Annotated in this window: 12 protein-coding genes; 1 reads left to right on the top strand and 11 read right to left on the bottom strand. The window is 25.2% G+C overall.

Going from position 1 to position 19,050, the window contains the following annotated elements:
* Positions 1 to 117: 117 nt before the first annotated feature.
* From ACJA27_RS00210 to ACJA27_RS00160, 11 genes are all read right to left on the bottom strand, one after another.
* Positions 118 to 4,596, bottom strand: a complete 4,479-nt coding sequence (locus ACJA27_RS00210; RefSeq protein WP_406617995.1) for a DNA-directed RNA polymerase subunit beta' — start codon at positions 4,594 to 4,596, stop codon at positions 118 to 120.
* Positions 4,586 to 8,188 (bottom strand): DNA-directed RNA polymerase subunit beta, encoded by a 3,603-nt coding sequence (locus ACJA27_RS00205; protein WP_406617994.1) that lies wholly within the window; start codon positions 8,186 to 8,188, stop codon positions 4,586 to 4,588. The genes ACJA27_RS00210 and ACJA27_RS00205 overlap by 11 nt, the downstream gene beginning before the upstream one ends.
* Positions 8,189 to 8,490: 302 nt before the next feature.
* Complete coding sequence (locus ACJA27_RS00200; RefSeq protein WP_406617993.1) at positions 8,491 to 9,096, bottom strand: thermonuclease family protein; 606 nt, start codon at positions 9,094 to 9,096, stop codon at positions 8,491 to 8,493.
* A gap of 152 nt (positions 9,097 to 9,248) precedes the next feature.
* Positions 9,249 to 9,695: a hypothetical protein gene (locus ACJA27_RS00195; RefSeq protein ID WP_406617992.1), complete on the bottom strand. Its 447-nt coding sequence runs from the start codon at positions 9,693 to 9,695 to the stop codon at positions 9,249 to 9,251.
* Positions 9,696 to 9,805: 110 nt separating this feature from the next.
* Positions 9,806 to 11,782, bottom strand: a complete 1,977-nt coding sequence (locus ACJA27_RS00190; RefSeq protein WP_406617991.1) for a TaqI-like C-terminal specificity domain-containing protein — start codon at positions 11,780 to 11,782, stop codon at positions 9,806 to 9,808.
* 59 nt (positions 11,783 to 11,841) lie between these two features.
* Complete coding sequence (locus ACJA27_RS00185) at positions 11,842 to 12,279, bottom strand: MAG3450 family membrane protein (RefSeq protein ID WP_406617990.1); 438 nt, start codon at positions 12,277 to 12,279, stop codon at positions 11,842 to 11,844.
* Positions 12,272 to 14,020, bottom strand: a complete 1,749-nt coding sequence (gene thrS / locus ACJA27_RS00180) for a threonine--tRNA ligase (RefSeq protein ID WP_406617989.1) — start codon at positions 14,018 to 14,020, stop codon at positions 12,272 to 12,274. The genes ACJA27_RS00185 and thrS overlap by 8 nt, the downstream gene beginning before the upstream one ends.
* Positions 14,021 to 14,034: 14 nt before the next feature.
* Entirely contained in the window at positions 14,035 to 15,036 is a 1,002-nt protein-coding gene (trpS, locus tag ACJA27_RS00175; protein ID WP_406617988.1) for a tryptophan--tRNA ligase, read from the bottom strand.
* 54 nt (positions 15,037 to 15,090) lie between these two features.
* Complete coding sequence (fba, locus tag ACJA27_RS00170; protein ID WP_406617987.1) at positions 15,091 to 15,963, bottom strand: class II fructose-1,6-bisphosphate aldolase; 873 nt, start codon at positions 15,961 to 15,963, stop codon at positions 15,091 to 15,093.
* Positions 15,964 to 15,972: 9 nt separating this feature from the next.
* Entirely contained in the window at positions 15,973 to 16,233 is a 261-nt protein-coding gene (gene rpoE, locus ACJA27_RS00165) for a DNA-directed RNA polymerase subunit delta (protein ID WP_406617986.1), read from the bottom strand.
* A 92-nt stretch (positions 16,234 to 16,325) separates the two neighbouring features.
* A complete protein-coding gene (locus ACJA27_RS00160; RefSeq protein WP_406617985.1) occupies positions 16,326 to 17,747 on the bottom strand; it encodes an HAD-IIB family hydrolase in 1,422 nt (473 codons plus the stop codon).
* Between the two features lie 41 nt (positions 17,748 to 17,788).
* Here ACJA27_RS00160 and ACJA27_RS00155 point away from each other — a divergent pair, with 41 nt between their 5' ends.
* Complete coding sequence (locus tag ACJA27_RS00155) at positions 17,789 to 19,045, top strand: hypothetical protein (RefSeq protein ID WP_406617984.1); 1,257 nt, start codon at positions 17,789 to 17,791, stop codon at positions 19,043 to 19,045.
* Positions 19,046 to 19,050 lie beyond the last annotated feature (5 nt).

The raw sequence follows: 19,050 nt of genomic DNA, 5'->3' as shown, positions 1-19,050 counted from the left end.
TTTGTTTATAAAAATTTTATTGAGGGGAAAAATTAATTTAGCAATTTAATGACAGGGCAAATAATCAAAAAATAAGGCCAATAAGACCTTATTTTCAAATAATTGTAATTAATTTGCTTATTCATCAATGTCATTATAGTTGTCATCTTCTTCTGAATCATCATAATTTGGTTCAGCCATAAAATCACCAATTTCATCCATAATTCCACCAGCAAACATTTCTATTTGGGCGTCATCTAATGAAGGAGGAATATTAGGTTCATCATCAACGGTAATTTTTCTTGAAGTTTTGCCAAAGAAATAACTTTTTGGATCACGAATATCATATTTTCCTTTTAGTTCAAATTCAGTATTTGTTCCAGCAGGAATTTTATGTCCTAAAATAATATTTTCTTTAAGTCCTTCTAAGTAATCAGTTCTACCGGAAATTGATGAGTTAACTAAAATTTTTGGTGTTTCTTGATAAGAAGCAGCAGCTAAAAATGAACTTGACAATAAAGGAATTTGTTTAGCACCTTTAATTTTTACTTCTCCATATGGTGGACGTTTTCCTTGTGCTAATAATTTAGCAGATTCATTTTGATAGGTTAAAATGTCTACTAATGAACCTGAGAAGAATTTAGAATCTCCTGGATCGGTAATTAAAATTTTAGATAATAATTGACGAATAATAATTTCAATATATTTATCAGAAATAGTGATACCTTGTAAACGATATAATCTTTGAATTTCTTTTAATAAATAATTTTGAACAGCTCTTGAATCGGCAACTTTTAATAATTCATTAAGGATAATAGGCCCATTAACAATTTTTTGACCTGGAATAACTTTATCGCCAACTTTTACTCTTGGACGACGATCAGATTTAAAGGCAAAAGTTTTGGTTTGCTTTTCATTTTGTTCATTTAAATATTCAACATTTACTAAAGTAAATTCAATTAAAGAATTTACTTTAGAAGTTTGATTATTAATACTTGTTACAGTTCCATAAACATCAGAAATAATAGCTGGTTTACCTCAAGGAGCATCATACGCATCAATTAATTCTATTAACCGACCAAAACCACCAGTAATATCTTCAACACCAGCAACCCCTCCAGTATGGAAAGTACGCATAGTAAGCTGAGTACCAGGTTCACCAATAGATTGGGCCGCAACTATACCAACAGCTTCACCAATATTAACTACACGGTTAGCTGCTAAATCTTTACCATAACATTTTTTACATACTCCATTTCTAGTATGACAAGATAAAACAGAACGAATTTCTACAGTTTTAATACCTTGAGAAACTATTTTATCAGCAATAGCTGGGGTAATTAATTCATCAGCTTTAATAATAATTTTTCCATTTTTATCAAAAATGTCTTTATTAGCAAAACGTCCTTCAATTCTTTCTCTTAATCCTTCAATTACAGAATTAGTTTGAATATCTACTATATCTTTAACTACAACTCCAAAATCAGTTCCACAATCTTCTTCTCTAACAACAATACCTTGAGCCACATCAACTAAACGACGAGTTAAATAACCAGATTTAGCAGTGTTTAAAGCTGTATCGGTAAGCCCTTTACGAGCCCCGTGAGTTGATGAATAGAATTCATAAGCAGTGAGCCCATCAAGAAAAGAAGATTTAACAGGAATTTCAACAGTTGAACGAACCACACGGTCATTAGAAGCATCGGCTTTTAATGTTTTAGTGTTGTTATTCATAAGTCCCCGCATACCAGCTAACTGAACAAAGTTAGATGAATTACCACGAGCACCTGATGTAAACATCATAAATAATGGGTTATCTAAATCAGATTTAGTAATTTGTTTTAATTGATTTTCAATACCATCTTTAATAGAAGATCATTTACTAATGGTTAAAGTATATCTTTCATCATCGGTTAATCAACCTTTATTAAAGTAGCTTTTTAATTCATCAATATATTTATCACCTTGAGCAATTTTTTCTTTAATTTCTCTAGAATCAATATTAATATCGTGAATAGAAATAGTAGTTCCTGATCTAGTTGAAAATTCATAACCTAAATCTTTAATTTGGTCAAGAATATCGGCAACTATATGTGTATATCTGAATCAAACATTTTCTAATAATTCTGCATAATCTTCAATAAATCAAGATACATCTTTTTGAGTGGTATTTGCATCCTTCATTAAACGAGCAAGAATTTTTTCATATTCTTCAGTTAAGAATTTATTCAAAATAATTTTATGAGAATATTGAATTTTATTTCCGGCATAGTCTAATAATTTTGAACAAGCTTCTTCTTGATTCATATAGTTAGTATGATCCATACTATAAATAATTTTAGCAATATCCTCTTTGGTAATAACTGCTACATAGTGGTCATAAACTTGACGAATAATTTTAGCAACGTCTTTTTTGGTTAAAGCTAAATTTAAAGGCATATTAGCAATAACTTTAGGAAAATCTACACCCATAGGGAGTAAATAGTGTTCTAAATCTTTAGAACTATCAGAAGTATGAATAACTTCTTTTTCAGTTATTTTTTTAACTGTTACTCCATCTTTTTCATAATCAATTTTTCTATCAACATATTTTCCAAAAATAAAGGCAAATGTATTAGGGAAAACATTGTTTAAAATGAATTTACCTGGAGTTGAAACAATATATTTTGCTTTGTTTGGATTTTTAGAAGTAGCAATTAAATCATCTTTATTAATTGCTTCAATAGGGAGAACTACTCTTGTATGTAAGGTAATAATATTTTCTTCATACGCTCTTAACATTTCATCATATGAACTAAAATATCTACCTTCACCTTTAGCCCCATGAGCTAAGTCTTTTTCCATAGTTAGATAGTAAATACCTAAAATCATATCTTGAGAAGGATTGATAATAGGATCACCATCTTTAGGTCCTAAAATGTTTTTAGAAGCTAGCATTAATTCTCTTGCTTCTCTAACTGCTTCATCACTAATAGGAACGTGAATAGCCATTTGGTCCCCATCAAAGTCAGCATTAAAAGCAGTACATACTAATGGGTGTAATTTAATGGCTTTTCCCCTAATTAAAACAGGTTCGAAAGCTTGAATTGATAAACGGTGTAATGTAGGAGCACGATTTAAAAGTACAGGTCTAGTTTGGATAGCTCTTTCAACATAAGGTCAAATAATTGGATCTAAGTTTTCAATAGCTTTTTTACCTGCTTTAATTGAATTTATATTATTATTTTGATCTTCTATTAAAGCCTTAATAATTCATGGTTCAAATAATTTTGCAGCCATTTCTCTAGGAACACCAACTTGATACATTTTAAGTTTAGGTCCTACAACAATAACTGAACGCCCTGAATAATCAACACGTTTTCCCAATAAATTTTGACGGAATCTACCTTTTTTACCTGTTAAAGCGTCTGAAATAGATTTCAATAAACGAGAATCTTTAGAAGTTACAGGATTTGGTTTTTTTCTAGCGTTATCAATTAATGAATCCACTGCTTCTTGAATCATACGAAATTCATTTTGTTTAATAAGCATAGGAGCATCAGTTTCATCTCATTTACCAGCACGATTATTTCTAATAATAATACGACGATAAAGTTCATTAATATCACTAGTTGAGTGTCTACCACCATCAAGTTGCACTAATGGACGTAAATCAGCAGGGATAACTGGTAAATCATAAATAAGCATATCAGTAGGAGCTTGTCCTGACTTAATAAATGCGTTTATAACTGCTAAACGTTTATATAATTTTGTTCTTTCTTGAGTTTTAGAAGTTGATAAATCATCTTCTTCACTTTTAACAGATTTATTAATAAGATTAATTTCATCTTGAACTGCTTGAGCTTCTTTTTCTAAGTCAATATTTTTTAATAAATATTCAATAGCTTCTGAACCAGTTGAAATTTTAGCATCTGAAAATTCATGAATAATATCATTATATTCATAGAAATCAATACCATAATCTTTACCCATTTTAGAAGTAGCATATTCTTGCAATTCTTCTAAAGCTTCTGAAATTAATTCATATTCTTCACTTTCAGGAGCAAAACGTTCTTTTAATTCAATTAAAGCATCTTGATAAATAACAGCAGCTTCTGAAATATCAATAATTGAGTTTTTATCAAGAGATTTAAGACCACCATCTTCCAAAACAATATGACTTTTGTAGTAAATAAGTTTTTCTAAATCAGCTTTAGTTACAGCTTTATTTTTATTTGCTACTCTTAAACCTAATAATTTAGAAATAATTGAGTGATCAATTTTAAAAAATCAAAAATGAACAACTGGATGTTTTAAATGAATATGACCCATTCTGCTACGACGAGAAATTTTAGGTAAAATAACTACATTATTTTGTGCACAAGCATAGGTTTTTACACATTTAGAATTTTCATCACTTCTTTTATATTTGGTACCACAAACTGGACATTTGTAATCTGTTGTTGGTCCAAAAATTAATTCATCAAATAAACCATCTTTTTCAGGTTTATAACTTTTATAGTTGATAGTTTCAGGTTTAGTAACTTCTCCACAAGATCATTGGAGAACATCTTTTTGAGTTGCTAATAATAAAGTAATTTTATTAATAGCTTTTGCGTTTGTATCATTATTCTTCATCTATTCCCCCATCTCTTGGGCTATCAAAATATTGTTCATCTTCAAGATTATTTTTATCATCAACTTCTTCAGTTAATAATTTCATACCTAAACCTTTTAATTCATAACTTAAAACATTAAATGATTCAGGAATACCAGGATTTGGTAATTCTTTACCAGAAGCTAAAGCAGCATAAAGTTGGTTTCTTCCATTAATATCATCGGATTTATAAGTAAGGATTTCTTGTAAAACATTTGTTGCCCCATAAGATTCAAGTGCTCAAGTTTCCATTTCTCCAAATCTTTGTCCACCATTTTGAGATTTCCCTCCTAATGGTTGTTGGGTAATTAATGAATAAGGTCCAACTGAACGAGCATGCATTTTATCGTCAACCATATGGTTAAGTTTAAGCATATACATAACCCCAACTGATACAGGTTTATCAATTTTTCTACCAGTAATAGGATCGATTAAATATTGTTTTCCGGTAGGGTTAATTCCTGCTTCTTCTAAAGCATCAGCAATTTCTTCTTTTTTAACCCCATCAAAAACAGGAGTTACATATTTACAATTTAATTTTTTAGCAGCCATACCTAAATGTAATTCTAAAATTTGACCTATGTTCATACGTGAAGGAACCCCTTGAGGATTAAGCATAACATCAACTGGTGTTCCATCTTCTAAATATGGCATATCTTCTTCAGGTAAAACTATAGAAACAACACCTTTGTTCCCATGTCTTCCTGACATTTTATCTCCAACTTTAATCTTTCTTTTTTGAGCTATAAAGACTTTCACAATTTTGTCAATATCATCTTCTAAAGCATCACCATTTTTTCTATCCAAAATTTCAATGTTAATAACAGTTCCATTATGACCATTTTTAACTTTTAAAGAAGTATCTTTAACATTCATTGGTCTTTGTTGTAAGATTGCAGAAAGTAACTTTTCTTCTTGAGAAGGGTTGTCATCACCTTTTGGAGAAGTACGTCCAACTAAAACATCACCTGGAACAACTTCTGAACCAATTTTAACTATTCCATGTTCATCTAAATTTCTAATAGCATATTTAGAAACATTTGGAATATCTGCGGTTAATTTATCATCACCAGCTCTTGAAGTTCTAAATTGAATAATTTGTTCTTCGATATGAATTGATGTAAATACATCATCTTTTACTAATCTTTCATTCAAAATAACTGCATCTTCATAGTTATAACCATGATAAGTAGTAAAAGCAACTAAAACATTTTTACCTAAAGCTAATTCACCATCTTTAAATGAAGGTCCATCAACTAATAAATCACCTTTTTCAACTCTTTGTCCTACTTTAACAATAGGTTTTTGTGAAATAACAGTTCCTTGATTTGAACGTTGAAAAATTCTTAATTTGTATGTAGAAACAACATCATTATCTTTTCTAATTTTGATTTTGCTTCCATCTACATATTCAACAACCCCAGCAGTTTCTGCAACTAAGTTAGAAGAAGAATATTTAGCAATATCTGCTTCAATACCAGTAGCGACAAAAGGAGCTTCAGTTTGAATAAGTGGCACTGCTTGACGTTGCATATTAGCACCCATTAAAGCACGGTTAGCATCATCATTTTCTAAGAAAGGAATAGCACCTGCAGCTATAGAAGTCATTTGTTTAGAAGCAACTTCAATATAATCTACATCTTTTGATAAAGCTACAACATAGTTGTAATCATGTCTAACAGTTAATTTATCATCAATAATTCTGTTATTTTCATCTATTTTAGTAGTAAATTGAGCTATATTAAACCCTATTTCTTGCGCGGCGGTTAAATATTGAACATTTTCATAGTCAACTACACCATTATTTACTTTGTAATATGGAGTTTGTAATAAACCATATTTATTTACTTTTGTATAAGTTGCAAAGTTTAAAATTAACCCAATATTTTGACCTTCGGGTGTTTCAATAGGACAAATTCTTCCATAGTGAGTAGCATGAACGTCCCGAACTTCGAATTGAGCAGTATCACGATTTAAACCACCAGGTCCTAGAGAAGTGATTCTTCTTTCATTTGAAATTTCAGCTAGTGGATTAATTTGATCCATAAATTGTGATAATTTAGATGAATTAAAGAAAGTTTTCATTTGGTTAGAAATCATTTTATTGTTAATAACATTTTTAGGACTAATCTTATCAGGTTCTTTAGCTCCCATTCTTTCACGGGTGGTTTTTTCTAATTTATTAACTCCTAAAACAAATTGGTTTTGTAATAATTCCCCAACTGAAACAATACGTTTATTAACCAATGAATCTGGATCATCATCTTGTCCAATTCCATCTAATAAATTAAAGTAATATCCAATAGTAGCAATAATATCTGAAACCAATAAATGTTGTTCTTTTGATTTTGGATCATTACCAATTACTAAAACTGGTTCTTTATCTGATTCCATTCATTTTCTATTTGGAAAGACTTTAATTTTAATAATTTTTACACGTCTTTTTAGATCTTTGTTATTAGCTTCATCTTCAAGAAGTTTTGCATAAACAACTTCGGCTTTAATTCCATCAATATTTTCTGAACTTAATTGTCCATTATCAAATAATTCTTGAATTTTAAGGGCAGTAGGATGATCAATATAAGTACCTTGAGTAAAGAATATTTCATCTTTGTTTTTCAAGTCTTCTGCTAAATATGTTCCTGAAATACGGTCTACTAAATTTAATTTATGATTAAGCATATGTCTACCAGTAGCTGATAAATCATATCTTTTTCTATGGAATAACATTCCTGAAATTAAGTTAGCAACAGCTTCATCAGTCACACGATCTCCACGACGTAAGGTTCTAAATAAATCTTCTTGACAAGCTTTAATTAATTCTTCTTTGGTTTTGTTTAATTCTAATTTTTTTTCACGTTTAATAGTTACATTTAAAATTTCAGAATTACCAAATAATTTTTTAGCATCAGCGGCATCAATACCTAATGCTCCTAAAAAAGTCATTAAATTAACATTTTTATTTTTGTCAATTTTGATCTTAACTACATCAGCAGTTTGAGTAGTTACCTTATGATAAATTTCTACTCATGAACCTAAACGAGGTAAAATTTCAACTTTGTTGAATAAGTCATCTGATTGTTTATTACGAACATTACGTCCAAAATAAGCACCAGGAGAACGAATCAATTGAGAAACAATAACTTTTTCACTACCGTTAATAATGAAACTTGCTCCTGATGTTATTAAAGGAATTTCACCTAATAAAACAGTGTCTTCTTTTTGTTCACCGCTTTCAATAATTTCAGTATAAAAATTAGCTTTTAATCTAGCTGCATAATTTATACCTTTATTTTTGGCTTCTTTAATTTGATCAAATTCATTTTTATCATATTCAAGAACAAATGAATGTGGTTTATAATGTAAAGAAACTTTCTTATTTGTTGAAGTAATAGGAAAATGTTCTTTTAAAACTTCTTCAATTCCTTCTTTAATGAATCATTTAAATGATGCTTTAGGGGTTTCTAAAAAATCTGAAACTTCTAAAGTTTTTTTAGTAACAGAATAATCTCTTCTTTCTGTTATAGGGCCGTATTTACGAATTTTGTATGGATATTTATTTGTGTATGCCATCCTTAGTCCCTTCATTTACATTTTTTAAAAATATAGTAAAATAATGTTTAGTTGCTTTAAAAAACTAAAAAAATAATTAATATTAACCTAAGATAAATTCATTAGATTAATATTAATATTTAATAAAGCATTACAATTTTACCAAAAACATAATTTTTTGTATTTGCTTATAGCATAATTATTTATTTTTTTATAAAAAAAATAATTTTATAAAAAAGTTTAAATTTATATCAAAAACATATGAAAAATTAACTTTTTTAAGTTTTGCCAAAAAAGTTAATTTATTAAATGCAATAAAAAATTTATTTTCATTTATGAAAAATTTGTTTAATATCTTGCTCTTTTCAAAAACCTTTTTGATACTTTTTTGCATAATTTTCCACTTGTTCTAATTCATTGTAATAATTTTTTTGAAAAGCATTTTTAGTTCCATAAAATTTATAATCATAACTATTTTTGTTAATAGAAATATATGCTTTTCTAGCAAACCCATTTTTTAAAAGTTCTTTCCCAATATCAATATTATTTAGTTTCAAAATTCCTACTAACCTCTTATATTTATCAACATTTTGTTTTATAAAAATAGCTGAAGTTCCATATTTATATAATAATTTTTCTAAAAATTTTTTAGCTAATAGACCATAATGGTCTTCTAATTTTGATATATTTTTATCAATAACATTATCTTTATTTATCTCTGGAGTATCTACACCATATAGTCTAATAATAGTATCTTTATTATTTAATTTAACGACAACAGTATCTCCATCAATTACTTTTTTAATGATAATTTTTTCTTCATTTTTATTTGTTGCTTTAACAAATTTACAAGAAAAAGTAGAAAAAGTAAAAATAGGTAAATAAATTGATAAAAATATAGAAAAAGTAAAAATCTTTTTAAATTTCATAAATTGTTCTCCATTAATATATGTCTATTTTTTGTCAAAAAGTCAAAAAAATTTTAATTAATTTTAAAAATAGGAATTTTTTAAAATTAATTAAAAAAAATAAAACCCAAAAATAGCTTTTAGGTTTTATGTTTCATAATAATAGATTAATATTATTTATTATTGTTATTCTTTAAATTTGCTTTATATCTTTTAATATCTTCTACATGAAAAGATTTTAACATTCTTATGTCTTCCTCAATAATATCAAGTCTTCTTTCAATAGCATCTAAACGGTCATATATTGGTTTTAACTTCTCATTAAGTTTTTTCTCAAGCTTTTCTTCTAATTTTTCTTCTAATTTTTTATCAACAACTTCTTCAACTATTCTTCTTATCATTTGTTCCATACGGTTTCAATCAAATTTATTAAAATCATTCATATCATTTCCTCCATTTATTGGTATTTCAGGAACAACTTTTAATTGATTTCAATCACATTCAACCATTAAAATAGTTTTTTCTTGTTCTTTATCATTAATCATAATATATTCTAAATTATTAAATCTAGATATTTCTTTTAACATTTTAGATTTTGTTATTTTTATTTTTTCAATCATATTTATAATAGGTAACTTTCTGCAAGCAAATAAATACTTACACTTATATATGTCTATTTTTTGCAAAAAAGTCAAAAAAATTTTAATTAATTTTAAAAATAGGAATTTTTTTAAAAATCTAAAAATATATTCTTAGGTAAATTTTTCTTTATAATATTTTTTTCTTCTTTCGTTAATTTATATAAATCTAAAATAATTTCATCTAATTTATTATAAATTTCTAACCTATTATTATTTTTTTCATCAAGTAAATCATTAACAATTCCAATTATTTTGTTTTGTTTGTCTTTAGAAACAATTGGAATAGGAATATTTTCAATATGATTTCGTAATACTTTTATAGAATTAAATGTTTTTTTAAAAAAGAAATGTGCAAAAGAAGAATTTAATATAGCTAAAATATACTTGATATTAAATTCTTTGTTATTAGGAATCAAAATATTTGCACTATTTAGAGATAATCTTTGTTTATCATCATAAGCAAAAACCAATGTGTTAGAAATAAATCTATAAATTAGTTTTTCTTTTGCTAAATATAAATTTTCTTTTGCGATTTGATGAAATTCATTGGGTTTAAAGTCTAAATATAAATTTTCTTTTGCGATTTTATATTTAAAAATATTCGAACCTTTTATAATGCTTTTTGTAGTAGAAAATGGTTTACTAAAAAGAAATTTTTTATTATTTCCAGTTACTAATCCCATAGCAAAAATTGCATTATTTTTTAAATAAAAATAATTATTGCTATTGTTTATCGTTTCTAAAATAGAATATTCATCATCAGATATTTTTATTATTCAATTATTTGATTTTCTTTTCTTTGATATTAAAAATTTATTATCTTGTATTTGTATTTCAGCATTCAATTCAAAATCATTATTAGTTTTGAACTTTTCTTTTTGAACCATTATAGAAATAGCAGGAGTTTGTACTCCATCAAATATTTCTCCTCAAAAAATTACATTTAATAATTTAGATTTTTTTTCTAAAATTTGTCTTATATATTTATGCGAAACTACATTAATTAATGCCTCAGGAACTACATAATATAAAATTCCTTCATTTTTTAAAACATCTATGCCTTTCTCTAAAAATAAGTCAAATGAATCAACGTTTTTTTGGTTTAATGTTTCTAAATTTAAATTTTCATTTTTATCCAAAATAGAGCCTCATGGAGGATTCCCAATACAAAAATCAAATTGTTTTTTGTTATATTCTAAACTATTAGAAGAAATTAAATTTTTTAATAAAACATTATAATCAGTGTTTTTAAAATTTAAAGCGATATTTAACCTTGCTATTTTTATAGATATTTCATCTATATCTATTCCATAAATATTTTTATATTTAAACCCTATTTTTAAAGCCGATAATAAAAAATTTCCTGAACCACAACAAATATCAATAATAGTTGGATTATTATACATTTTGGATTGTATTTTTTCTAACATTGTATTAACAATTTTAGTGGGAGTATAATAAACTCCAAAAGTTTTTCTTTCTTTTAAAGATTTAAGCCCCATATACAATAAACCTATAAAATCATCTAAATAATTAATTTTAGGTAATTCAAATATTAAAATATTTTTTATTTTTTCTATTTTTTCTTCAAAATTATTAATGTCTTCCAAAAAAGACATAGCTACTTTAAAACTAGTTAAATTATTAAAATAATTTTTAAGTTTTTTTATATTTTTCAAATAAATTTCTTCTTTTAAATCAAATTTATTTAAAAAAACAATAATTTTTAACGAATATTCGCATAATATAATTTTTATTTCTTCACTAGTTAAAGAAAAATTAATTGAATTAACAATTTTATAAGCTATATTATATAAATCATTATTGAGCAAATATTTTTTATTTAATCTTATTCCTTTGATTGCTAATTTATTTCTTCTAGAGTTTAATCGTTCTATTTTTCCTAATTCAATTTTTTCCTTTAAATCTAAAACGTCAACTAATAAAAAATCATTATTAGTAGTTTTTTGTAAACTGCCATTTTTAACTCAATTCTTAATAGTAGCAATAGAAACTTTTAAAATTTCTGCTGCTGCTTGAATATTTATTTTTTCATTTTTTTGCATAATATAAATCCTTAATAAATTAAATTAATAAAACAAAATAACCACAATAAAGTGATTATTTATAAAACTTTTTGATTGTTTTGTTTTTCAACTTTCTTTTCAAAATAATCTAATAAACCATTAATCATAAAATTAGAAATTGTTGCTGTTAATAATACTACTATAATAATAATTCCAATACGCAAATATAAACTATTTATTTTAAATGAAATAATTAAAGTTAATAAAACTAACTCTAATGGAATAATTCAATTTAAACTTTTAATACTCAAAACTTTAAAATAAACAAAAAGACTAGATAATCCATAAATAAAAATCATTCAAATAATTGGAATTGTATAAATCATTCAAGTGGTTTTAATTAATTGATTTTTTGCATCTGGAGTAGCAAATAACCATCAAATAATATTAGGCAAAATCACAAATAAAGATAAAAAAATGGTTAATATAAAAGGTCTTAAACTAACTATTTTTTTATTTTCTTTTTTTTTATTCATAATTCTTAACCATTGTTTTTAATTCTTTAATAAATTCTGATAATTTTAATGTATAAGTTTTTTCTTCACCATATTTTCGATAAGAAATAACTTTATCTTTGGTTTCATTAGCACCTAAAATGAGATTGAATTTAGATTTTGAAATTTGTGCTTCTCTAATTTTTTTGTTTAATCTTTCATCACGATCATCTATTTTGACCCTAAAACCTGCTGCAAATAATTTTTCTTGTACTTTTAAGCAATATTTTAGGTTCTCTTCTAAATTAACGGGAATAATAGTTATTTGTTTAGGAGAAATTCAAAATGGTAAAACGCCTTTTGTTTGTTCTAATAAAATAGCTACAAACCTTTCGTATGTTCCTATTAAACCTCTATGAATCATTACTGGTCTTACTTCTTCATTATTGGAATCTATGTAATCTAATCCAAATTTTTCTGGTTGTAAGAAATCTAATTGAATAGTAGAAACGGTAATTTCGTGACCTAAAGCAGTATCTATTTGGATATCAATTTTTGGACCATAAAAAGCAGCTTCACCTATAACAGAAGTATATTTAATTTTTAAATCATCTAGTGCTTCTCTCAACATATCTTCAGCTTCATTCCACATTTTATCATTACTGAAATATTTTTCCTTGTCTTCTTTATCTCTTAAAGATAACGAAATATAAGAAATATCTATTTTAAAAATTTCTAAAATTTCTTTAATTTGAGAATACATTCTTTTAATTTCATCTTTAATTTGATCTGGTCTAACAAATAAATGTCCTTCAGTTAAAAGCATACCTCTTACTCTTTCAAGTCCTGTTAAAGCGCCTGATTTTTCATAACGATACAATTGTGATTGTTCAGAATATCTAATTGGTAAATCACGGTAAGAATGTTTATTTAATTTATAACAAACAATATGATGAGGACAAGTCATTGGTCTTGGAATCAATCTTTCATTTTCAAGTTTCATTGCCGGAAACATATCATCCTTATAGTGAGCTAAATGACCAGAAGTTTTATATAACTCTTCTGCTCCAAAATGAGGAGTTAACACTTCAGTAAAACCATATTTTTTATCCAATTGCAAAACTAGATTTCTTATAGAATTATGAACATACATTCCATCTTCTAATCAAATAGGAAAACCTTGTCCAACTAATGGACTAAAAGCAAAATATCCTAATTCTTTTCCTATTTTACGATGATCTCTTTCTTTTCTTTCCTTAAGTACTTCTAAATATTTATCTAGTTCTTCTTTGGTTTCTCATGAAGTTCCATAAATTCTAGTTAATTGTTTATTATTGCTATCTCCTCTTCAATAAGCACCAGCTATAGAAAGTAATTTAAAGTTTTTAATAACTTTTGTTGATTCAATATGATTACCAGCACATAAGTCAACAAAAATCATTTCTTTATTTTGGGGATCTTGCAATCCATAAAAAGTTACTTCTTTTCCTTGCAAAACAAATTCATCATATAACTCTTTTTTATAGGGTTTTTTGTCAAAATTATATGCTTTAGCATCTACTTGAATCATTACTAAATTTCTAGATGCTAATTGTTTCATTGTTCTTTCTATTTTCGGTAATTCTTCTACACTAAAATATTCTGGGAATTCAAAATCATAATAAAATCCTTCATCAGTAGCAGGACCAAACCCCATTTTAACACCTGGGTATAATCTTTCTACAGCTACCGCTAATAAATGACTTGTAGTATGATTTAATTTTTTGTTAGCTAATATTTTCATTTTTCACCTCTAGATTATTTCTCAAATCCTCTTAATTTTAAAAGCTTATTAAAAATTGGTTTAACTATTTCTCTTGCTTTTTTAGCATTTTCTTCTGCAATTTCATCTACCATAGGTAAATATTTTTTAAAGTTTGTTTGTAAATTGATGAGTAAATTTTTAACTAATTCAGCAATTTCTTTTTTGAATTCAGCATAATTTTTATCTTCAAAATATTCTTCTGCTTGTTTTAATGTTAAAGATTTTAAAGAAGCATAAATATTTAATAAATTGGTTACACCAGGTTTATTTTCAGAAGCATAAACTTTATTTTCACTATCTGTAATAGCTTTCATTATTTTGTCATAAGCAAAATTTGGATCATCATTTAAATAAATTGTTCCTTTGGCACTTTTATCGCTTTTTGACATTTTTTCTAAAGGATTGGATAATGATTTAATTCTTGCCCCAACTTCAGGAACAATACCTTTTGGAATAATAAAATTCATTTTATATTTTTTGTTTATCCTATTCCCAATGGTTCTTGCAAGTTCTAAATGTTGTATTTGATCTTCACCCACAGGAACTAAATGTGCATCATAAAGTAGGATATCAGTAGCCATTAAAGTAGGATAAAATAACAAACCAGTAGGAATTTTTTCTGTACCATTTTCCATTTTAACCATTTTTTGTGTTTTATCTTTAAATTGAGTCATTCTATTTAACTCACCCAAAGTGGTTTCATTAGAAATTATTCATTGTGCTAAACCTAATTCTAAAATATCTGATTGATAAAAAATAGTTGTTTTTTTAGGATCTATACCTGCTGCTAAATATCAAGCAATAATTTCTTTACGTGTTCTTTTTAATTCATCAGGAGCAATTTCATTTGTTGTTAATGAATGCAAATCGGCTACAAAATATAAACATTCATAATCATCTTGGTATTTTTTAAAATTCAAAATAGCACCAATATAATTTCCTAATGTTATATTTCCTGTCGGTTTAATTCCACTTATTAATCTTTTTTTGTTCATAAATTTCCTTTATTACAAAAATTAAATAAATTCCTTCAAAGAAGGAATTATTTTTTATGCCTTGTTATTTGAACCAAAATCTCTTATTTTTTCTCTAGTAATATCACACATTGCAACACAACCAGGGGCCAAAAGTTTTCTTGGATCATAATTTTTGCCTTCTTTTGCTTTTCCAGATTCAACAAATTTTCAAGTTGCTTGAGCAAAAGCAATTTGTAATTCTGTATTAACATTAACTTTTGCTACTCCTAAACTAATAGCTTTTTTAACTTGTTCAGTTGGAATCCCAGAACCTCCATGTAAAACAATGCCAATTTTAGCTGCTTGTTTGATTTCAACTAATTTATCAAAATTTAATGATTTTCAATTAGTAGGATAAGGACCATGAATATTACCAATCCCGGCTGCTAAAATATCAATACCTAATGAAGACATTTTAGATGCTTCTTCAGCACTAGCGAATTCTCCCAATCCAACTACCCCATCTTCTTCACCACCAATAGTTCCCACTTCCGCTTCAAAAGAAATATTTTTCTTTTTAGCTAAAGCTAAAAGTTCTTTGGTTTTAGCATAATTTTCTTCAAATGGAAAATGTGAACCATCAAACATTACAGAAGTAAAACCTAATTCTATTGCTTTTTTAACACCTTCATATGTTCCGTGATCTAAATGTAAAGCTACAGGAACTGCAATTTTTAAATCTTCTACTAAAGATTTAACTAAATTAACTACAACTTTCATACCACCCATATATTTGATGGCACCTTCAGAAGTAGCAATTATAATTGGCGATTTTTCTTCTTGGGCAGTTAATAAAACGTTTTTAGCTCACTCTAAATTATTAATATTTATATGTGGAATTGCATATTTTCCTTCAACTGCTTTTTTTATCATTTCTTTAGCATTTACTAATTTATATTCAGACATTGTAACCTCTTATTCAAATCCTCTTTTTTTAGTTCAAAGACCTTCTTCATTTCTTACAAAACGAGAGTCAAGAGTCATTATTTTATATAACTCTCCCATTTTTAATTCAAGAATATCTTTATAATCAATACCTTGTTTTTCTGCTTTTTCTAATCAAAGATCTTTTAATTCTGATTCAACAATATCAAAAATTTCTTTAAATTCAATATATTCATAATTAGCACATTTTTCTTTAATTACTTCAATAGCAACATCAATTATTGTTTTCATTTTTTCTCCTGTTTAGCAAATTATTCTTACAAATAGTTATTAATTTTTATAATTATAAATTATATTAATATAGTCATATTAGTTAATATGACTTATTTATTTAGAATTTCTAACATTTCTTCTCCAATTGCTGCTGAATTACAATCACCTATAACTTTAGAAGCTATTTCTTTAATTTCGTTAGTTCCATTAGACATAGCAAAAGATTTATAAGCATTTTTTAACATTTCAATGTCATTACCAGAATCGCCAAAAGCATATACACAATACGGATACAAATCTAACATTTCAATAACCTTTTGGATACCCAAATATTTAGAAATACCTTTTGGATTTACATCAGTGTAAATTTGATTAGTTAAAAAAACATCATAATCTTTTAATTTTTCTCTAATAAAAGTTGTATTTTCTAAAGCAATATTTTTAGGGTTTCTTAAGGCTATTTGTGTTATATCGTTGCTTTGATGTGCAATCTTATTTAATTCTTCATATGAACATATTTTTCTTATATTCATATCCATAATTTGTTGTTTATTCATTCACTTAGGAAAATTATTATTTGGTAATCAAGTTCCATTAAAAATTGGTGTATCTAAAGTTAGAATTAAATTATTTTTTTGAGCAAAATCATATAAGAAATCAAAGACTTCTGATTTAATTTTTCCTTGAATATATGTTTTTTTATTTTTAACATCATATATTAAAGTTCCATTTGAACAAATACAATAATCTATATTAGGAATTTCTTCTAATAAAGGTATAACTTTTAATAATCCCCTACCTGTTGAAATAACATTTATATTTCCCATTTTATTTGATTTATTTAAAGCTTTTTGTGTAATAGGATGAACTTTATTTTGATAATTTAATAAAGTTCCATCTAAATCAAAAGCAAAAAGTTTTTTCTTTTTTCTTTTGATAATTAATTCTAATTGTTTAGAAGATAAAAAATCACTTTCAAATTTATCTATAATATTTTCATTAAAAGAACAAACAGAAACATAATAATTTTCTTTATATTCTCATAATTTAAAATAACCAATTTTATTACTTTTCAAATCCTTTATTTTATGTTCACTTAAAATTTCATAATTATTAAAAAAACAATCAATTCCAGTTCCTAATAATTTAGAAAAAGATTCTTTAATTGTTCATATTTTTAAATTATCTAATTCAAGAGATTTAATTATATCTTGCTCTTTTTTTGAATATAAAAAATTAGTTATATTGTTAGAAATCTCTTTTTTATATTGAATATCTATACCAATTTCTTCATTAGAAATAGCAAGTATTGAAATTTCTTTAGAATGTGAAATATTAAATTTTTCTTTTATATTTTCAAAATATGGTTTTCCATATTTTCCTTTTTTATAGTTAAATTCAACATTTTTATTTTTATTATATTTATAGAAAAAATATTCTTTTAATCATAGTGAAATATCTTTTTCAGAATAAATATTACTATTTTCATTTTTTACAATTATTAATTTTATTTTCTCTGTGTTATTTTGCATATTGATTTTAATTATATTTAATAACATTTATAATTAACAATATGAATAAAAAAATATCATTGTTTTCTTTTGCAATAATAATTCCTTTTTTCACAATTTATAATTTATCTTCTAAATGTAATTTTAATAAAGAAAAAAATAATTTTTTGAAAGAATTTAATTCTATAAATAACCAACTAAAATTGCAATTTATTAAATCAAATAACACACAAGATTTTTATTGAAACCAATTGGACGTTGATTCTGATTTTGATTTTGAATTTTCTTCAAAAGAATTAGAAAAACATTTTTTAATAAAAAAACTATATTTTACTTTTTCAGAAAATAATGTTTTCTATAATTATCAAATTTTTAACAAAAAAACAATGATATATTCTCCAATTTATAAAAAAGAAATAAAAGTAAAAACCATTGATGATAAATATAAAAACATTGAAAAAAATATAGACCAATTATTAAATAAAATTAATAATGAATTAAGTCTAAATGATAATAAAAATAAATTAAAAAAACAAATACAGGAATATCAAAATATTAAAAACCAAATTTTAAATGACGAAAATTTAAAAAGGAAATATCAAAATGTAATAGACTCATATAATTTTTTTATAGAAATGATAGAAAAAGAAAATAATGAATTTAAATTAATAAAAATTTTTAAACAATTAAAAAATTCTGGTTCAAATGATTTTTTATCAAATAATTCATTAATAGAAAAATATCTTAATGCTATAGAACTAACAAAAAATATTTTTTTATTACCTACTGCAACTTCTTTTATAGAAAACATAATAAAGGAAAATAAATACAATGAATTTCGTGGCTCATTTGACAATGATGACGATTTTAAAAATAACCCTGGTTCTGGTATATATAAATTATTTATACAAATGAATTTTTGAAAAGATTTAAATGAAAAAGAAAAATGAAATGAAGCTAAAAATCAAATTAATAAAATAATAGAAGAAAGTAATTCAAAATGTATGGTTGTTTCTTTCATTAAAAAATGATGCCCCGATTGTAATAGATTTAAAAAAGAAATAGCTCCACAATATCAAAAAAAATATACAAATGATAAATTTGTTTATTTTGATTTAGAAACAAATTCTAATCAACAAAAAATTTATCATTTAATGTTAAGCATTTTAAATTCAATGGGAGCTAAAAAATATTTATTAAGAGTTCCATATACTGTTTTTATTTATAAAGGTAAAATCATTGCTAATGGGACCGAAATAAATACATTAGATAAAATGGAATCTCTTAGAAGAATATATGAAAATAATTTTGATTGGTAATATAC

Origin of the sequence: Mycoplasmopsis lipophila, assembly GCF_045276895.1 — a bacterium.
Taxonomy (GTDB): domain Bacteria; phylum Bacillota_I; class Bacilli_A; order Mycoplasmatales; family Metamycoplasmataceae; genus Mycoplasmopsis; species Mycoplasmopsis lipophila.
This window is presented reverse-complemented; position numbering and strand designations above follow the sequence as displayed.